Below are 15663 nucleotides of genomic sequence, written 5' to 3'. Positions count from 1 at the left end.
CATTTATTGGGAGACAGCACTTAAACGAATCGGTAAAGTATACGCTACACGTACTTTAAGCCCGTTTTGCACTCCTGGTTTCCATTTTTTCGCTTTCTTCAATAAGTTTATAGCAGCATCTCCCGTACCAAATTTCATATCACGTTTAACAGCAATATCTGTCAGTGATCCATCTTTCTCAACGACAAAAGAAACCTCTATAACACCCGAAACTCCTTGGTCTAAGGCCTGTTGTGGAAAGTTGTAATTCTCGGCGATCCACTTCATAAAGGCAGGCAGTCCCCCCACAGGTGTTGGCATAATTTCTACTGATGTAAATGTATTGTTAGCATTATCATCAGTTCCGCCTCCCGATAATGAACCATCTTTAGAACCAGTAATATCACCATCTCTTTTTGAAGAACCAAATTCACCGCGCGCAATATATGTCCCCGATGGACTTGCTTTCAATGTGATCCTTGAGGTCATTGTATTGGGGTTTTTCAACTCATCCTGACTCACAAGCTCTTCGGTAACTCTGCTCGCTGCGGTCACTTTTATATCGGGCATCCGAACCAAATCAAATTTGGATACATCTTGGGCAACCTGCTGCGGGGCTTTTTCCTGCATCATAACAGGTTCTTCAGGAACCTCCTCTTTTTCCTCCACCTTCTTTTGAATTTCTTCCAGCATGTCGGGTCCAATATCTCGTACTTCATAAATCACGGCCGGAACAGTTTGCTTCAAATATTTATTATATGTATAGGATCCTGCAATCAGCAAAACTGCAAAAGAAACAACAATTCCTAACCCCATATTTGTTGCTCTATCAGAGAGATTTCGCAACTCGTAAGCTCCGTACATTTTGTTGCGACCAGCAAAAATAACGTCCAGCCATTCTTTGCGGTAGATATTCAATTTAGAGTTCATCATAACATTAAAGTTTAAATCTTTTCATTATGATGAGCGAAAGCCTTATATTTCACAAAAAAAATTCAAAATACTTATGAAGTCACTTTTTTCAGCTATTTTTCTACTTACATTGTATGCTTGCGGGAACAATCAAAATCAATCCAAAACTGCAATCAAGCACGAAAACAAGGAAAAGACTATTTCGCCATATTTTGGTTTTTTAAACCAACAAAAAGATTCACTTATCGCTTTACCTATGGATCAAGCGATGGAAGGACCTGAAAAATACAACTATGTGATTGTGGAAAATCAGGTAAGCCCGCTTGAATTTGTTCAGAATAAAATGGACAACAAAGAGAGTAACGGAAGACAGACCGCCCGGAACTTTGCGAATAGTGAAGGTTCGTTATTTAAAATTAGTGACGCGATCAAGTCTGGCGAATTTGGTATGCTTGTCAACAAAGCTTTTATAGATCAGTATAAAATTGAGAAGTTTACAAAAGTTCAAAAAGAAACTTCTCCAGAGATTAAGGAGCAGCTTGAAAAGAAATACAATAGGAAGATTAATAAAAGTACGACAGTTGCGATCCTCAGTGATCAGTCCGAGTTTAATCTTACGGTGTTTGAAAATCAACAAGACTCTGCTTTAGCTGTATTTTCCTACGCAAAGGACGAACAGCTGATCAATTTGGATTTCCCGGCTTTATACGATGATATCAGCACTTGGCGTGTTGATGATGGCGGTCAGTTTGACAACGAGGCTTTTCAGATACTAACCGTATTGCGTTCTGAGCAAGGAATTAGTTTTATCAGCATTTTTTGGGGTGCTGAGGGTTATGAACTGAACTTTTACCAGCCAAAGAAAAATTTATTTACCTCTGCGGCACAAGCTTATGGGTACAGTTCCCCCTTATAAATAAACAAGTTTAAGTTTCCCCGGCACCGAAGGACAGTGTGCGGGGAAACTCATATACCCGTATTAACTACAGATGCATCCTAGCCATAGGAGCAACGTCCTGACCAACGAAATCTTTCTTTAAAAACTTGTGATAACCTGCAATAGCAATCATCGCTGCATTATCGGTACAATATTCAAATTTTGGAATAAACACCCTCCAATTGTATTTCTCGCCCATTTCAATTAAGCTTTGCCTCAGGCCAGAGTTCGCCGAAACGCCACCCGCGATGGCAATATCCTTAACACCAGTTTCCTTTGCTGCTTTCTTCAATTTATTCAGTAGGATTGATACAATACGCGATTGTACACTAGCACATAAGTCGGCCATATGGTGTGTCAGAAAATCTGGGTTCTGCTTCAATTGATCTTGAACCAAATACAATATCGCAGTTTTCAATCCTGAAAAACTAAAATTAAGACCTGGAATCTGTGGTTCGGGCAGCTTATAAGCGGCTGAATTACCTTCTCTTGCAAATTTATCGATAAGCGGTCCACCGGGATAAGGTAGATTCAGGATTTTAGCTGTTTTATCAAAAGCCTCCCCTGCCGCGTCATCCAATGTTTCTCCCAAAAGTTCCATTTCAAAATAATCTTTCACCAATACAATTTGCGTATGACCACCAGAAACAGTAAGACATAAAAACGGAAAATTCGGCTTCGGATCCTCAATAAAATGAGCCAGGATATGCGCCTGCATATGATTTATGTCAATTAAAGGGATATTCTGTGCAAGTGCAAATGATTTTGCAAATGATGTTCCAACCAAAAGTGCACCTAATAATCCAGGCCCCCGCGTAAAACTCACTGCATCTATTTGATTTTTGCTTACTTTTGCTTGGCGAATGGCTTCTTCCACTGTTGGAATAATATTTTGTTGATGAGCACGTGAAGCAAGCTCGGGAATCACTCCACCATATTTTGCGTGGATTGCCTGAGTTGCAATAACATTTGAATGAATTTCACCGTTAATACAGATAGAAGCGGAGGTTTCATCACAAGAGGATTCAATCCCTAAAATAATAGCCATAGCTTGAGGTAATAAATTTTAATACAAAAGTATCAAAAAAATAATTAAAATAGTGTCAATAGTCCTTGGTAGTATATTCATTATACTGCTTGCATTGGCGTTATCACTACAGTTGAAACCGGTACAAAATTATGTTGCCCAAAAAGCTGTCGACTATTTATCCAACGAACTAAACACCAAAATAAGCCTCAAAAGCATCTATTTCAAACCTTTTAAATCTATTGTAGTAGAAGATTTTCAACTCTATAGTCCACAAGGAAAAGAAATATTAAAATCAGGAAGGTTAGAAGCCAACGTCAACCTTTCTCAATTCATTGAATTGAACAAAATTGTGATCAACAAACTAACCATTGAAGATACCGAAGCCACTTTTGAGCAATTTCAGGACAGCTCCAATATCTCATTTTTAATCCGTTACTTTAACCCACCTAAAAAAGAAAAAAAGAAAAGTTCAAAAAAAATCATCTTCGATATAAAGGAACTGATTATTAAGAACAATACATTTAGCTATGTTAACCATAGACGTAAGCATTACAATAAAGTGGTCGATTTTGGAGATTTAGGTATTTCCAAACTTAACGCCCATTTTGATAAGATAAAAATAGATTCCAATCAAATTTCGGCGAACATAAAGACATTCAATCTGCGCGAAAAGAAAGGTCTAGTGATCAAAGGTCTTCTTGGACAAACGACAGTAAGCAAGACAAGCATTGAACTCAGCGAGCTTATGCTAGCCACCAACCGTTCTACATTCAAAAATTACATCAAGCTTAGCTACAACAGCTTTGACGATTTTTCGGACTTCATCAATAAAGTTCATGTAAAACTTCTTGCTCGGGACTCCCGTATTCACTCCGAGGATATTGCTTTCTTTTCCTCTCCTATGCACCAAGTCAAATTTGACGTGAATATCAAGCGCGCAAATTTAGAAGGAACGGTATCTTCCATCAACGCATCACAGGTCGATTTAACAATTGGAAAAAAAACCAGTTTGGCAGGTAAGCTTCAGATTATCGGTCTACCTGATATTGACAAAACTAAATTTATTGTTCCCAGTGTAGGAATTTCATCTGAGCACAAAGACTTAAATGACGTTATTAGCGATCTCGGAAATCTAAAAAATTTTAAACTCCCTGAAATTGTCCAGATATTCGACAAATTTTCATTCAAAGGTAGCCTAAATGGCCTATACAATAAATTTAAGACCAAGGGAGTATTCACGACTGCAATCGGTAATGTTGAAGCGGACGCCTTATTGGATATCCAGAAGGAAATAAAATATGCGGGAAATTTTCAATCTAAAAAGTTCGATGTAGGTAGGATAACAAAACTAAAAGATCTGGGAACTACAGGCTTCAACCTACAGGTTGACGGAACAGGTACCGACCCCAAGAAACTGAGCTTAAAGATAAAAGGAGATCTCAGCAATTTCAATTTCAAGAATTACAGCTATCAATATATACAAATTGAAGGAAATACAGATAAACAGTTAGTTCTTGCTTCAGGGCAAATATATGATCCAAATTTAAAACTACAGTTTACCACAGATATCGATTGGTCTTTCAAACCCAACTATCACCTGGATGCTGATATCCAACAAGCGAATCTAAAAAAGCTCAACTTCTTTCAGGGGGATTCCATCAATATTATTAACACGAAATTCCACACCAGTTTAATTGGGGACAACATCAATAATATTACCGGTGAATTTAAATCAGACAGTGTCAATTTCACTTCCTCTAAGGGTCAATTCGTCATCCGCGATATCAATTTCCTTGCCGAAGGAGATGAAAATGCACGCTCCCTTACCTTGCAGTCGGCTATCGGACACATTGATCTCAAAGGAAGAATAGACCTCAATACAATCGTTCCTTATTTTAAAGCTTTAGCCATGCGATACGCTCCGGCAATCGGGTTTGAAAACAACATTTTTAATCGCCAGGACTTTGACCTGAATATTAATATAACTTCTTTTAAACCAATCGCAACATTCTTCCGAAAGGACATTGCTTTAGACAGCGGCGCTACACTCAATGCAAAATTTGAAAGTGAAAAACAAACGGCCAGTTTTAATTTTTACGCACCCGAATTCAAATACAATGGTATTCGACTAACTCACCTGATTGTGGATCAAAATGCCAATTTGAAAAATATGGAATTGCAGACCTCCATCGATCGCATAAATTTTACCGACAGTACCTATATTAAAAACGTCAATATTTCAAATACCTTGGCAAACGACAGTTTACAATTTAACATCAAAATGTCGGAACTTGAAGCAAGCAATAGTCTGGATCTTAATGGCGTCATACGCTTCGCCCATGCCAAACCTGCCTATATCAATTTCTATCCATCGAATATCTTAATCAATAGAGAGCGATGGCTTGTCAATAATGATGCACAATTGAAAATATCGAAAGGAAAATGGTATTTTGAAAAACTGACGCTGAGTCACGACGAACAAAAAGTCCACATCGATGGCATCCTGTCCAACGAAGTCAGTGATCAGATCAATCTCAAATTTCAGGACTTTAATCTTACATCCTTAAATGGTATTACCAAGCCCCATGGCATCAATCTCTCCGGCAACTTAAACGGAAATATTGAAGTTAATTCTGTATTCAAAGCACCCTTTATTGTCGCTAATATAAAAACATCGCCTATCCTGTATAACAATATTCCGATCGGCTCATTAGCACTGAGTGCCAACTACGACCCCGAGAATCAACTGGTAAAACTAGACAGCAAGATACAGGAAGGAAATAAATTAATTCAGTTACAAGGTTCCTATAACCATTTAAGTGAAAACAATAAGCTTAATCTCAAAGCTAAACTCGTAAACACAGATGTGTTTGTTTTCCAGCCCTTTTTACGAAGCCTGGTATCCAATATTCAGGGCAAGGTCAATGCAGACCTCGATATCGAAGGCGATATCCTCAACCCCAAAATTACAGGTTCCGGAAAATTGGATAATGCTTCGATGGTCATCAATTACCTCAAAACACCCTACCGACTTTCTGACGAAATTGCGGTTACCAATAACCGAATTTTTCTGACAGGGCTAAAAGTATACGATCCCAAAAACAATGTAGCAACCATTGATGGCGTTGTAGATCTCAACAAATTGAGTGATCCCGATATCGATGTAACTGCAGAAACGAAGAATTTCATGGTATTAAATACCACGGTAAAGGACAATAACGTCTACTACGGAACCGCTTACGCTTCGGGAACCTTCCAGTTTAAAGGACTAACTTCGGCCATGAACATCAATATACGTGCTAAATCCGAAGAAAATACTGTTATCAATATCCCTTTCAATAGCGCCAGTACGATCTCAGATACCGACTTTATCTACTTTATTGAGAAGGATTCGACCAAAATGAAGAAAAACACAAAAAAACGAGATTTCAACGGTCTGACGATGAATATGGACCTCTTGATAAACCCGAATGCCGAAATAAATCTATTCTCCAGTATGGGCGAATTATCAGGAAGAGGAAACAGCAATCTCAATATGCGGATATCTTCATTGGGAGATTTTGAAATGTTTGGGGATTTTATCATCAACAGTGGAAAATTCAATTTCACTGCCCAAGATTACATCAACAAGATTTTTGATCTCAAAGAGGGCGGTACCGTACGATGGGCAGGAAACCCAACCGAAGCGAATATTAATATCAATGCCATCTACCAACAAAGAACAAGCTTAGCGCCTTTGTACAATGCCGCAGGCCGGGAAGAAAACCCCGAGCGTGTATTGGCACAGGCAGACATGATCCTAAAAGGGCAGTTAAGTCAGCCGGAAATCACGTTTGATATCAACTTTCCACAAAACCCCGGGGTTAAGGATGAACTACAAGGATACTTTTCAGATGCCAACAATGTCAATCAACAAGCGCTTAGCCTAATCGTGAGACGTAGTTTTACACCTGGTACACAAACAGACTTCGGTAAAGAAGTAAACAATACCTTGTTATCTGCGGGAACTGAAATAGCGTTCAACCAGATCAACAACATCATAGCCCAATCGCTTAACATCAATTTCTTTGATATTAATATCAAATCTTTAAATGATGCATCTGCTTCGCTGCGCCTATTCAACGACAGGCTTGTTTTGACAGGCGGTATCTCCGACCGTAGAAGTCAGGCTCTAACGGATCTGAATGTATTTTCAGATCGGGTCTCAACCGATGCCGAGGCTATGTTTTATTTAAGAAAAGACGGCCGTTTGGTCCTACGTGCTTCCAATCGCCTAAATACACGCAACTTTCTTCTTAGCCCCAACGACGGCGAGTATATAAGTGCTTTCGGATTACTTTATCGGCAGGAATTTAACAGCTTCTCAGAGTTCTTGAAAAGGCTATTCCCTTTTGGCAAGAAGACGATTACGACAGCTCCTACTGAAACAAAGAAAAGCAAGGTCAATTAACGTTTCGTTTAGACCCTTGGCTATTTCAACAGGTCTTTTTTCCATTCTGGCTGAGCTCGTTCAACTCAAGCGGACCATTTCAATTCCAGAAGACCCCATCCAACTCAAGCGGACCATTTTAAATCCAGCAGACCTCATCCAACTCCAGCAGCCCAACTCCTATGCCAACCCCATTGTCCCTATTCTGGGAGTACGCCTCGATGCCATCAGCAGAACTTTTGTATTTCAGCTCCATATAACAGCCTACACAAACAATCTTTGGATGATCTGAACAACAATAAACGAATAGTGTCTAAGCTGCCACCAGGCGACGCGCTGCATTGAAAATAAAAAAGTCCCTCCAAATAGATCGGCGGGACTTTCTTTTTATTTTAAAAATCGCTTATGCCAATTTCTCGAATTCTTTGTATTCAATTTCACTAGCATTCAATTTCACTAAACCTTTCAAGTGATCAAATACTTTTAAAGCTTTAGCTTCTTCGAACAAACGATTACCTTGTTCTCTATCTTGCAACAATTGAATTGCAAATTGATTCAACTGCTCATCAGAAGGCTCTTCGTTGATGTTGTACATCTTAATTTGCGCGTAGATACGTTCTTTTGCTAAATTGATAACTTCATCATATTTAACTTCAAGACCATTTTCAGTAACAACGCGATTTTCGATGATTGTCCATTTCAAGTTATTCAAGAAATCAGCAAAACCTTCGTTCAATTCTTCTTCAGAAATGCTTGGGTTAGTTGCTTTCAACCATCTTTTCAAGAACTCTTCAGGGAAAGCTACATCAACCTTCTCCATACCAAAAGTATACATATCATTACGTAATCTTTGATCTGAATTTTGTTTGAATAAATTCTCAACTTCTTCTTTCACTTTTTCTGTGAATTGAGCTTCTTCTGTTACTTCACCTTCCGCGAATAATTTATCGAAAAATTCTTGGTTAAGATCAGCTTCTTCTAAGCGGTTGATATTCTTAACAGTCAATTCAAATTTAGTGACGTCTAAAGCAGTTGCTTCCTCTTCAGTGATACCTAAGATACGTGCTAAATCTTCAGTTTTGAATGCTTTTTTAACATCAATCTTAACAACATCGTCCTTTTTAAGACCAACTAATGATTTTTTGATCTTAGCATCTTCTACGATATCTGTGCGGATAGAAGTTGTTTTTTCTAGACCTTCCTCTTTATCTTGTTTCAATGTTGCATATAATACATCACCTTCTTCAGATACTTCTGGATTAGTCATTTTTCCATAGCTACGACGCAAGTTCTTGATACGATCTGCCAATGTCTCTTCATCAGCTTTGATTTCGTACGAAGTAAATTCAGTCTCAGCAGTAAAAGGCAATTCAAAAGCAGGAGCAAGACCAATTTCATATTTGAAGTTGAAATTGTCTTTATAATCCCAGCTGTATTGTGCATCATCTTCCAAAGGAAGTGGTTGACCTAAAACTTCTAATTTATTTTCAGCAATATAATTAGTGATTTTCTCATTCACTAATTTATTGATCTCATCAAATAAAATAGATTTACCATAAGTGCGTCTGATATGTCCCACTGGAACTTGACCTGGACGGAACCCTGGTAATTTTGCTTTTTTAGCTTGCGCTTTAATCTCTTTGTCGACTTGAGGATTATAATCTTCAGGTGCTAATGCGACGTTGACTACCGCATTGATTGCATCTACATTCTCGTGTGAAATATTCATACTCTTTTTAGCTATATCGCATTCATAAAAAAATCCTCCCGAGGTTTTAAGTTCGGGAGGACATCAAGTGCGGAAGAAGGGACTCGAACCCCCACGCCTTGCGGCGCCAGATCCTAAGTCTGGTGCGGCTACCAATTACGCCACTTCCGCATTAGGATTTCTTTTGATGCCACAAAGATAGAAACCAAACCTATATCCTGCAAGTATTTTCTACTCTTTTTTTTATTTTTTTTCAATATTCTCCCAACCCCTTGCATAATTCATTATTATTCATTTACTTTGAATATCAAAGTACTTTTATGGAACAGAAAGATTTATTTAGAGAACTTGGGCAGATCAGATCATTAATGGAAAAATCGTCCAAATTTGTTTCAATAAGCGGATTATCAGGTGTACTCATGGGCTGTTATGCTTTGCTGGGAACGCTATTGGGATACTATATTATACACCAACCCGAAAGTACCGCTCTACTCTTGGGCCAAAATCTGAATAGGCCCCTACTGTTTTTAATGATTGCGCTCATCGTCCTCTTAACATCCCTGGTGACCGGCTGGCTAATGGCACGTAAAAAGGCGAGAAAAAATAAGCAGTCGATTTGGAACATTACAAGCAAATCTCTTTTATTTGCAGTTTCAATCCCCTTACTAACGGGTGGCATGATATCCTTGTTGTTTTTTGTCCAAGGCTACTACCAGCTGATTGCTGCTATGCTGCTGATTTTTTATGGACTGGCACTGACTGCGGGAAGTATCTATACCTTTGCCGAAGCAAAAGGCCTGGGTATACTGGAAATCTGCCTGGGTTTGATTGGTATATGTTTTCCAGAAATCGGATTACTATTATGGGGATTGGGATTTGGTGTACTACACATCATCTATGGTTTTATCGTTTACAAAAAGTACGAATCGTGAAATTAGATCTTTCCTTATATGACAAAATATTTGAAAACAGAGTTCGCCTCCAAATTATGAGTGTTCTCGCTGCCAATGAAGAATATGATTTTAATTCATTGAAAGAATTGTTGGATGTAACCGATGGTAACCTTGCTTCCAACCTAAAAACTTTGGAAAAAGAAGAATACATTATTGTCGAAAAGAGCTTTGTCGACCGGAAGCCGAACACCAGATACAAAAGAACAACAAAAGGACTTAAAGCCTTTGAAAATCACCTTATTGCACTTGAAAATTTAATAAAACAGCAATACAAATAATTTTTTTATCCATTTACTTTGAAAACCAAAGTACTTTTAAAACATAATTAAATGAAAGGAATTAGATTGAAACTGATGCTGCATCTCTACAATTGGTCCTCCAAAGTATATGCAAACATCTTTAAATGGAACAAAAAAGCCTGGGGAATCTCTAAAGCAGATTTCATGACCTACCCCATTGGAAGCATCGGCCATAATTTGGGGCTCTTTTATGAAAATAAAGGTTTCGATGTCATGCCCAAACTGGAAAATCACGATGTCTTTCATATCCTGACTGAAACCGGAACAGAGATACAAGATGAAATTGCCATGCAATTCCTTTTGCTTGGTAATGGAAAGATGAGTCTGTATCTCATGGCAATGATTTTTATTGGCGGTACCTTATTTCCTGAATACTTCGGTTATTACAAAAAACATTTTCAAAAGGGGCGATCGCTCCAGAGCTTTCATCATTTAGAATTTAAAGAAATCCTTCATTGGCAATTAACGGAGCTTCAAATTGCCTTATACAGCAAAAACATTCAACTTAACTTAAACCGATAAAATCATGGACTACAACAATTCATCTCCGACAGCGCAAACCTCAATTTTTGAGAAAATCAGTAATTCTACTGTCCTGAAGCTATTTGTCATTTTCTTTCTTTCCCTCATACTACTTATTCCGCTAGCCTTAATCAGCGATTTGATTGAAGAGCGGAAAAACCGCGAACAGGAAGTATCGGACGGAATTACATTAAATTGGGGAAAGGATCAGGTTATCTCAAGCCCTGTACTCGCCATCCCCTATCGCGAGAGTATCCCACTTTCTGCCGAAAAAGCCGAGAAATCTAACCTTAGAGAAGAGCTGAAATGGATATTTGTCTTACCCAAAACTTCCAATATCGCAACAGATATAACGCCACAACATCTCGCTAGAGGTATTTATAATACCGTAGTTTACAACAGCAACATCACATTAGAAGGTTCCTTTGGCAAAATATCCCTAGAAAAACTCGAGGTCCCTCATGAGCAAATTGACTGGAAAGGCAGCAAGCTTATTTTCGGTATCCAGGATTTTAAAGGCTTAGGCAAGCGCCCATCCTTGAATTGGGATGGTAACGAGTTAACTTTCGATCCAGACTTTAATAATCTCAAATTATTCACTCAAAATTTAGTCTGTCCGGTATCTTTGGATCCGCAGAAAACGGACAATCGTTTCAAGATTAAGCTAAACTTAAAAGGATCCAAATCATTGAATTTCCTCCCTCTTAGTGATCAGACAAATATCCAGGCTAAGGGTAACTGGGCTAATCCAAGTTTCACTGGTGCATTTTTACCGAGCAAACGTAATACCGAAACATCCAATTTTTCGGCTTCATGGGAAATCCCATCTTTCAGTCGGAAGCTGCCCCAACAATGGACTGGCGATGCCCGTCCAATCTATCAGTTCGATAACAAGCTCGAAAATGGAAATGAGGGCAATGAACAAAAAGCAGCACAAACCGTCACCACTACACTTGCCTCTGCAAATAACCTATTGGATAACACGGACATGATTACAATCAACTTCTTACCAGATATCAACAACTATCAAAAAACAACGCGGGTTGCCAAATATGGTATTTTAGTCATCATTCTGACCTTTACTTCCCTCCTATTCACCGAGGTGATCAAGAAAAAACGGATCCATATCATCCAATATATTCTAATTGGAGCGGCAATGGTTCTTTTTTACACATTACTACTCGCACTTTCCGAGCATATTGGATTTAATCTAGCTTATTTAACCGCTTCTGTAGCGACAGTTATGCTGATTGGCAGTTTCATTAAATCAATTACCAAAGACCAGAAATCGGCGCTGTTGCTGAGTTCAATTCTGGCTTTATTTTATCTCTTCATCTATATCCTTATGCAACTTCGGGATTATTCCCTTATCGCTGGAACAATTGGCATCTTTATCATTTTGGCGATTTTGATGCGCGTTTCAACAAAAATAAACTGGTACCAATTTGACAATAGCCATGTGGATCAATAGACAACATCTGCGACTTTACTGGGTCTTGATTCAGATATTACTTAAAAAATAGGGATTTACAATTCTCATAAGCCATTTCTACATGAAAGAGATGGCTATTTTTTTACTTGACTTAGCATTTATGACCAAATTCTGTAACTTGCGAAGAAATTTTTCAGCGGCATAGATATGTTTAAACAGATGAAAAAACTTACAATACTTACATTAGCGATTATGGCGTGTAACCTAAGCAATGCGCAAGAAAGCAAAGGTGGAAAAAGCAATTTTAAATTAGTGTCGGAATCGCCACAACCAATCAACCCAAGTACACTTTGGGATCTTGGTCGTGTTTCGGCCGAAGGACTTTCTGCAGATGGCAAAACATTGGTATATGGTGTTTCCAATTATAATTTGGAAAGCAATTCAAGTGAAAAAAATCTATATACGGTTTCTCTGATCAATGGTACCAACCAGCAGTTCACCGATCAAAAAGGCGGTGAAACAGTCGTTCAGATCGAACCAAATGGCGACGTAATTTATTTGTTAAAAGGGCAGTTATGGAAGAAGAACCTATCTAAGGGTGAAGCACTTCAATTGACAAATGGCGATATCGCCTTAGAAAATATCAAATTTTCGCCTGATGGTAAGCAAATACTCTTCAGCCAGTCCGTTTTGGTAAAAAAATACCACAGTACAGATAAATACCCCGAATTACCAAAGTCAGACGCTTATATCTATGATAACTTAGATTATAGGCACTGGGATACCTTCAATGATGGTAAGTTTAGTCATCCTTTTGTGGCGAGTTTTATTGATGGCAAAGTTGGTGAGCCGGTAGACCTATTGAAGGACCAAGCCTTTTATAGCCCTCAGGCACCATTTGGTGGCGCCGAAGATTTTGCCTGGTCTCCAGATAGCAAAGCCGTGCTGTATGTCTGTAAAAAGAAATTCGGAACAGACTATGCCGTCAGTACCAATACCGATATTTATCGCTATGATATCGCTACCGGAACGACTTCTAACCTGACAGAAGGCATGAATGGGTATGATACTGCTCCAACATACTCTCCCGATGGAAAAAGCCTAACCTGGCTCAGCATGAAGACCGATGGTTATGAATCGGACAAAAATGATATCATACTATTTGACAAAAACAGCTCAATTCGTTTAAATCTAACAGCACATTGGGATGGTACGGTCAATAGTTTTATCTGGAGCAGTGACAATCGAAAAATCTATTTTACAGCTGCTACGAAAGGTACCGTTCAATTATTTGAACTTGAAGTACCGACCAATATCAAAGCTAAAAGTTCACCAAAAATACAGCAAATTTCGGAAGGAGACTTTGACATCACCGGGATTGTAGGCCAAGTAGCGGACAAATTAATCGTTAGTTCGACAAAGTTTACCCGTGCAACAGAAATCTTCAGCTTTGATCTAAAAACCAAAGCATTAACTCCGGTCACCAAAGTCAACGATGCAAAATATGCAAGCATCAGCGAAAACAAAATTGAGAAGCGTATCACAAAAGCATCCGATGGAGCAGATCTTTTCTCATGGGTAATCTATCCGCCAAACTTTGACCCTGCAAAAAAATATCCAACCATACTGTACTGTGAAGGCGGCCCTCAATCTGCACTGACGCAATTCTATTCGTTCCGTTGGAATTTACAATTGATTGCATCACAAGGTTATATTGTCATCGCTCCAAACCGTAGGGGTATGCCTGGCTGGGGGGTAAAGTGGAATGAAGCCATTTCTCAGGACTGGGGCGGTCAGCCAATCCGGGATTACTTGACAGCGATAGACGATATCTCCAAAGAATCCTATGTAGATACAACTCGTCGCGCGGCGATTGGAGCTAGTTATGGTGGATACTCTGTTTATCAACTAGCTGGCGTGCATCAAAACCGTTTCAAAACTTTCATTGCGCACAATGGTTTATTCGACATGAGAAGCTGGTACGGTACCACAGAAGAACTCTTTTTTGCCAACCACGAACTGGGTGGGGCGTACTGGGATAGCAAAAATGAGCAATCCTATACCGCATTCAACCCCATTGAAAAAGCAAATAATTGGCACACGCCAATTTTAATCTTTCAAGGCGGAAAAGATTATCGTGTTCCAATCGGACAAGGGTTAGCGGCATTCCAATTGGCTCAACTCAAAAAAATTAAGAGCCGTTTGGTCTACCTACCTGATGAAAATCACTGGGTACTGTCAGGACAAAACGCACAAGTTTGGCAAAGAGAATTCTTTACCTGGCTTAAGGAAACTTTATAACGAGATGTGTAAAATCCGCTTGTAAAATCAGGTATTTTCGCAACTGACAAAGTCGGCCTTCACCTGTTTAAATTCCAAAAAGCGTTACTCAGGGAGTGAACATATAAAAACAAAAAGCCTGCAATATGCAGGCTTTTTTATGTATCCTATTTGATCTGATTGCTGAAATCTATTTCTCGCCTTTTTTTCCAAAGATGGAAAGTTTGATATATTTCCCGGGTTTCTCTTTCACATCCTTCATCAAATTATCCATTTCCTTTGAAGCATTATTGAGATTATTATATAACGCTTCGTCATTTAACAATAAACCAATAGATCCTTTACCACTATTGATTTTTCCCGTGATCTCCTGAAAATCATTGACTGCGGCATTTACTTTGTTCATGGTATGTTCAAAATCCAATCGGGCGGCCTTATCGGTAATATTATTCAGATTAGACATGATCGCATTGATTTTCTCGCCATTTTGTGAAAAATTGGATGTAATTGATTCGAGATTGGCCATGATTCGATTGAGTCTCCCCTTTTCATCCCCCACTAGACCTTCGACATCTTTGGTGATGCCTTCTACATTTTTCAAAGAAGTGGAAATGCTATGAATACTTCTTTTAAAGTCATCCTGAAACTGTTTGTCTAAGACATTATTGACAACCGATAATGTTGAATCCAGTTTAATGGTAATTGTTTCGATCCGTTTTTGAATGGGTTCAACCTTATCCATAATATTCGGTTGGACACCTGAAGCTAAAAAGTCCCCATCCTTTGCCAATTCCTTACTGTTGCCCATTTCGAAAACAATGGCCTTACTTCCCAACAAATCTGTGCTTGAAATCCGCGCAATTGTATTCTTTGGAACGTCATAATGGGAGTGTATTTTGAACTCTGTCTTAATTTTGCCATCAGGTAGGAGAATCATTTTTGATACACGACCGATTTGATAACCATTTACTAAAACAGGTTTTGATGGAGTTAGGCCATCGACAGCTTCATAAGTTGTGTAATATGTGTTGTCGCTGCTAAAAACATCATTTCCTTTTAGAAAGCTATAGCCAATAAATAATAAAACTATCGCAACTGTTGCTAATATGCCGACTTTTGTCTCGTTTGAAATTTTCACAAATAATCTATTTAGTAATGATCATTAATTTAAGTTTAAAACAG

General features: G+C 38.6%; 12 protein-coding genes and 1 tRNA gene. 8 read left to right on the top strand and 5 right to left on the bottom strand.

What is annotated here, in order from left to right:
* Positions 1-3: 3 nt before the first annotated feature.
* Positions 4-912, bottom strand: coding sequence for an energy transducer TonB (locus B3P16_RS00845; protein WP_286840956.1), 909 nt, complete (start codon positions 910-912; stop codon positions 4-6).
* 73 nt (positions 913-985) lie between these two features.
* Here B3P16_RS00845 and B3P16_RS00840 point away from each other — a divergent pair, with 73 nt between their 5' ends.
* Positions 986-1807, top strand: a complete 822-nt coding sequence (locus B3P16_RS00840; RefSeq protein ID WP_286840953.1) for a hypothetical protein — start codon at positions 986-988, stop codon at positions 1805-1807.
* 67 nt (positions 1808-1874) lie between these two features.
* Here B3P16_RS00840 and tsaD read toward each other — a convergent pair whose 3' ends face one another.
* The gene (tsaD, locus tag B3P16_RS00835; RefSeq protein WP_046673959.1) at positions 1875-2876 is read right to left on the bottom strand and encodes a tRNA (adenosine(37)-N6)-threonylcarbamoyltransferase complex transferase subunit TsaD; all 1002 of its coding nucleotides are present in this window, start codon (positions 2874-2876) and stop codon (positions 1875-1877) included.
* Between the two features lie 52 nt (positions 2877-2928).
* Between tsaD and B3P16_RS00830 the strand changes: the two genes are divergently transcribed.
* Positions 2929-7308, top strand: coding sequence for a translocation/assembly module TamB domain-containing protein (locus B3P16_RS00830; RefSeq protein ID WP_286840951.1), 4380 nt, complete (start codon positions 2929-2931; stop codon positions 7306-7308).
* Between the two features lie 16 nt (positions 7309-7324).
* Positions 7325-7579: a hypothetical protein gene (locus tag B3P16_RS00825; RefSeq protein WP_286840950.1), complete on the top strand. Its 255-nt coding sequence runs from the start codon at positions 7325-7327 to the stop codon at positions 7577-7579.
* Between the two features lie 111 nt (positions 7580-7690).
* On the opposite strand, the gene B3P16_RS00820 is transcribed toward B3P16_RS00825, so the two are convergent.
* Together B3P16_RS00820 and B3P16_RS00815 are read right to left on the bottom strand one after the other, a co-directional pair.
* Positions 7691-9016: a trigger factor gene (locus B3P16_RS00820; RefSeq protein ID WP_286840948.1), complete on the bottom strand. Its 1326-nt coding sequence runs from the start codon at positions 9014-9016 to the stop codon at positions 7691-7693.
* A gap of 68 nt (positions 9017-9084) precedes the next feature.
* Positions 9085-9166 (bottom strand) — tRNA-Leu (locus tag B3P16_RS00815).
* Between the two features lie 149 nt (positions 9167-9315).
* Between B3P16_RS00815 and B3P16_RS00810 the strand changes: the two genes are divergently transcribed.
* The 5 genes from B3P16_RS00810 (at position 9316) to B3P16_RS00790 (ending at position 14502) form a co-directional block, all read left to right on the top strand.
* Entirely contained in the window at positions 9316-9927 is a 612-nt protein-coding gene (locus B3P16_RS00810) for a hypothetical protein (protein WP_286840947.1), read from the top strand.
* Complete coding sequence (locus tag B3P16_RS00805; protein WP_075991269.1) at positions 9924-10226, top strand: winged helix-turn-helix domain-containing protein; 303 nt, start codon at positions 9924-9926, stop codon at positions 10224-10226. The genes B3P16_RS00810 and B3P16_RS00805 overlap by 4 nt, the downstream gene beginning before the upstream one ends.
* 51 nt (positions 10227-10277) lie before the next feature.
* Positions 10278-10769 carry a hypothetical protein gene (locus B3P16_RS00800; RefSeq protein ID WP_201670258.1) on the top strand — a complete coding sequence of 164 codons (492 nt, stop codon included), beginning with the start codon at positions 10278-10280 and terminating at the stop codon, positions 10767-10769.
* Positions 10770-10773: 4 nt separating this feature from the next.
* Positions 10774-12240: a cell envelope integrity protein CreD gene (creD, locus tag B3P16_RS00795; RefSeq protein WP_286840945.1), complete on the top strand. Its 1467-nt coding sequence runs from the start codon at positions 10774-10776 to the stop codon at positions 12238-12240.
* A gap of 180 nt (positions 12241-12420) precedes the next feature.
* Entirely contained in the window at positions 12421-14502 is a 2082-nt protein-coding gene (locus B3P16_RS00790; protein WP_286840943.1) for a S9 family peptidase, read from the top strand.
* 169 nt (positions 14503-14671) lie between these two features.
* Here the strand turns inward: B3P16_RS00790 and B3P16_RS00785 are convergent, their stop codons facing one another.
* Positions 14672-15619: an MlaD family protein gene (locus tag B3P16_RS00785; RefSeq protein ID WP_046673953.1), complete on the bottom strand. Its 948-nt coding sequence runs from the start codon at positions 15617-15619 to the stop codon at positions 14672-14674.
* Between the last annotated feature and the right edge of the window lie 44 nt (positions 15620-15663).

Source organism: Sphingobacterium sp. UBA7631 (assembly GCF_002483935.1).
Taxonomy (GTDB): domain Bacteria; phylum Bacteroidota; class Bacteroidia; order Sphingobacteriales; family Sphingobacteriaceae; genus Sphingobacterium; species Sphingobacterium multivorum.
The sequence above is the reverse complement of the archived record's forward strand: the minus strand, read 5'-3'. Positions and strand labels throughout refer to the sequence as shown.

Excerpts from the sequence above, each read along its gene's own strand:
- B3P16_RS00845 (WP_286840956.1), bottom strand. The coding sequence starts at position 912 with ATGATGAACTCTAAATTGAATATCTACCGCAAAGAATGGCTGGACGTT.
- B3P16_RS00840 (WP_286840953.1), top strand. The coding sequence starts at position 986 with ATGAAGTCACTTTTTTCAGCTATTTTTCTACTTACATTGTATGCTTGC.
- tsaD (WP_046673959.1), bottom strand. The coding sequence starts at position 2,876 with ATGGCTATTATTTTAGGGATTGAATCCTCTTGTGATGAAACCTCCGCT.
- B3P16_RS00820 (WP_286840948.1), bottom strand. The coding sequence starts at position 9,016 with ATGAATATTTCACACGAGAATGTAGATGCAATCAATGCGGTAGTCAAC.
- B3P16_RS00810 (WP_286840947.1), top strand. The coding sequence starts at position 9,316 with ATGGAACAGAAAGATTTATTTAGAGAACTTGGGCAGATCAGATCATTA.
- B3P16_RS00800 (WP_201670258.1), top strand. The coding sequence starts at position 10,278 with ATGAAAGGAATTAGATTGAAACTGATGCTGCATCTCTACAATTGGTCC.
- creD (WP_286840945.1), top strand. The coding sequence starts at position 10,774 with ATGGACTACAACAATTCATCTCCGACAGCGCAAACCTCAATTTTTGAG.
- B3P16_RS00790 (WP_286840943.1), top strand. The coding sequence starts at position 12,421 with ATGAAAAAACTTACAATACTTACATTAGCGATTATGGCGTGTAACCTA.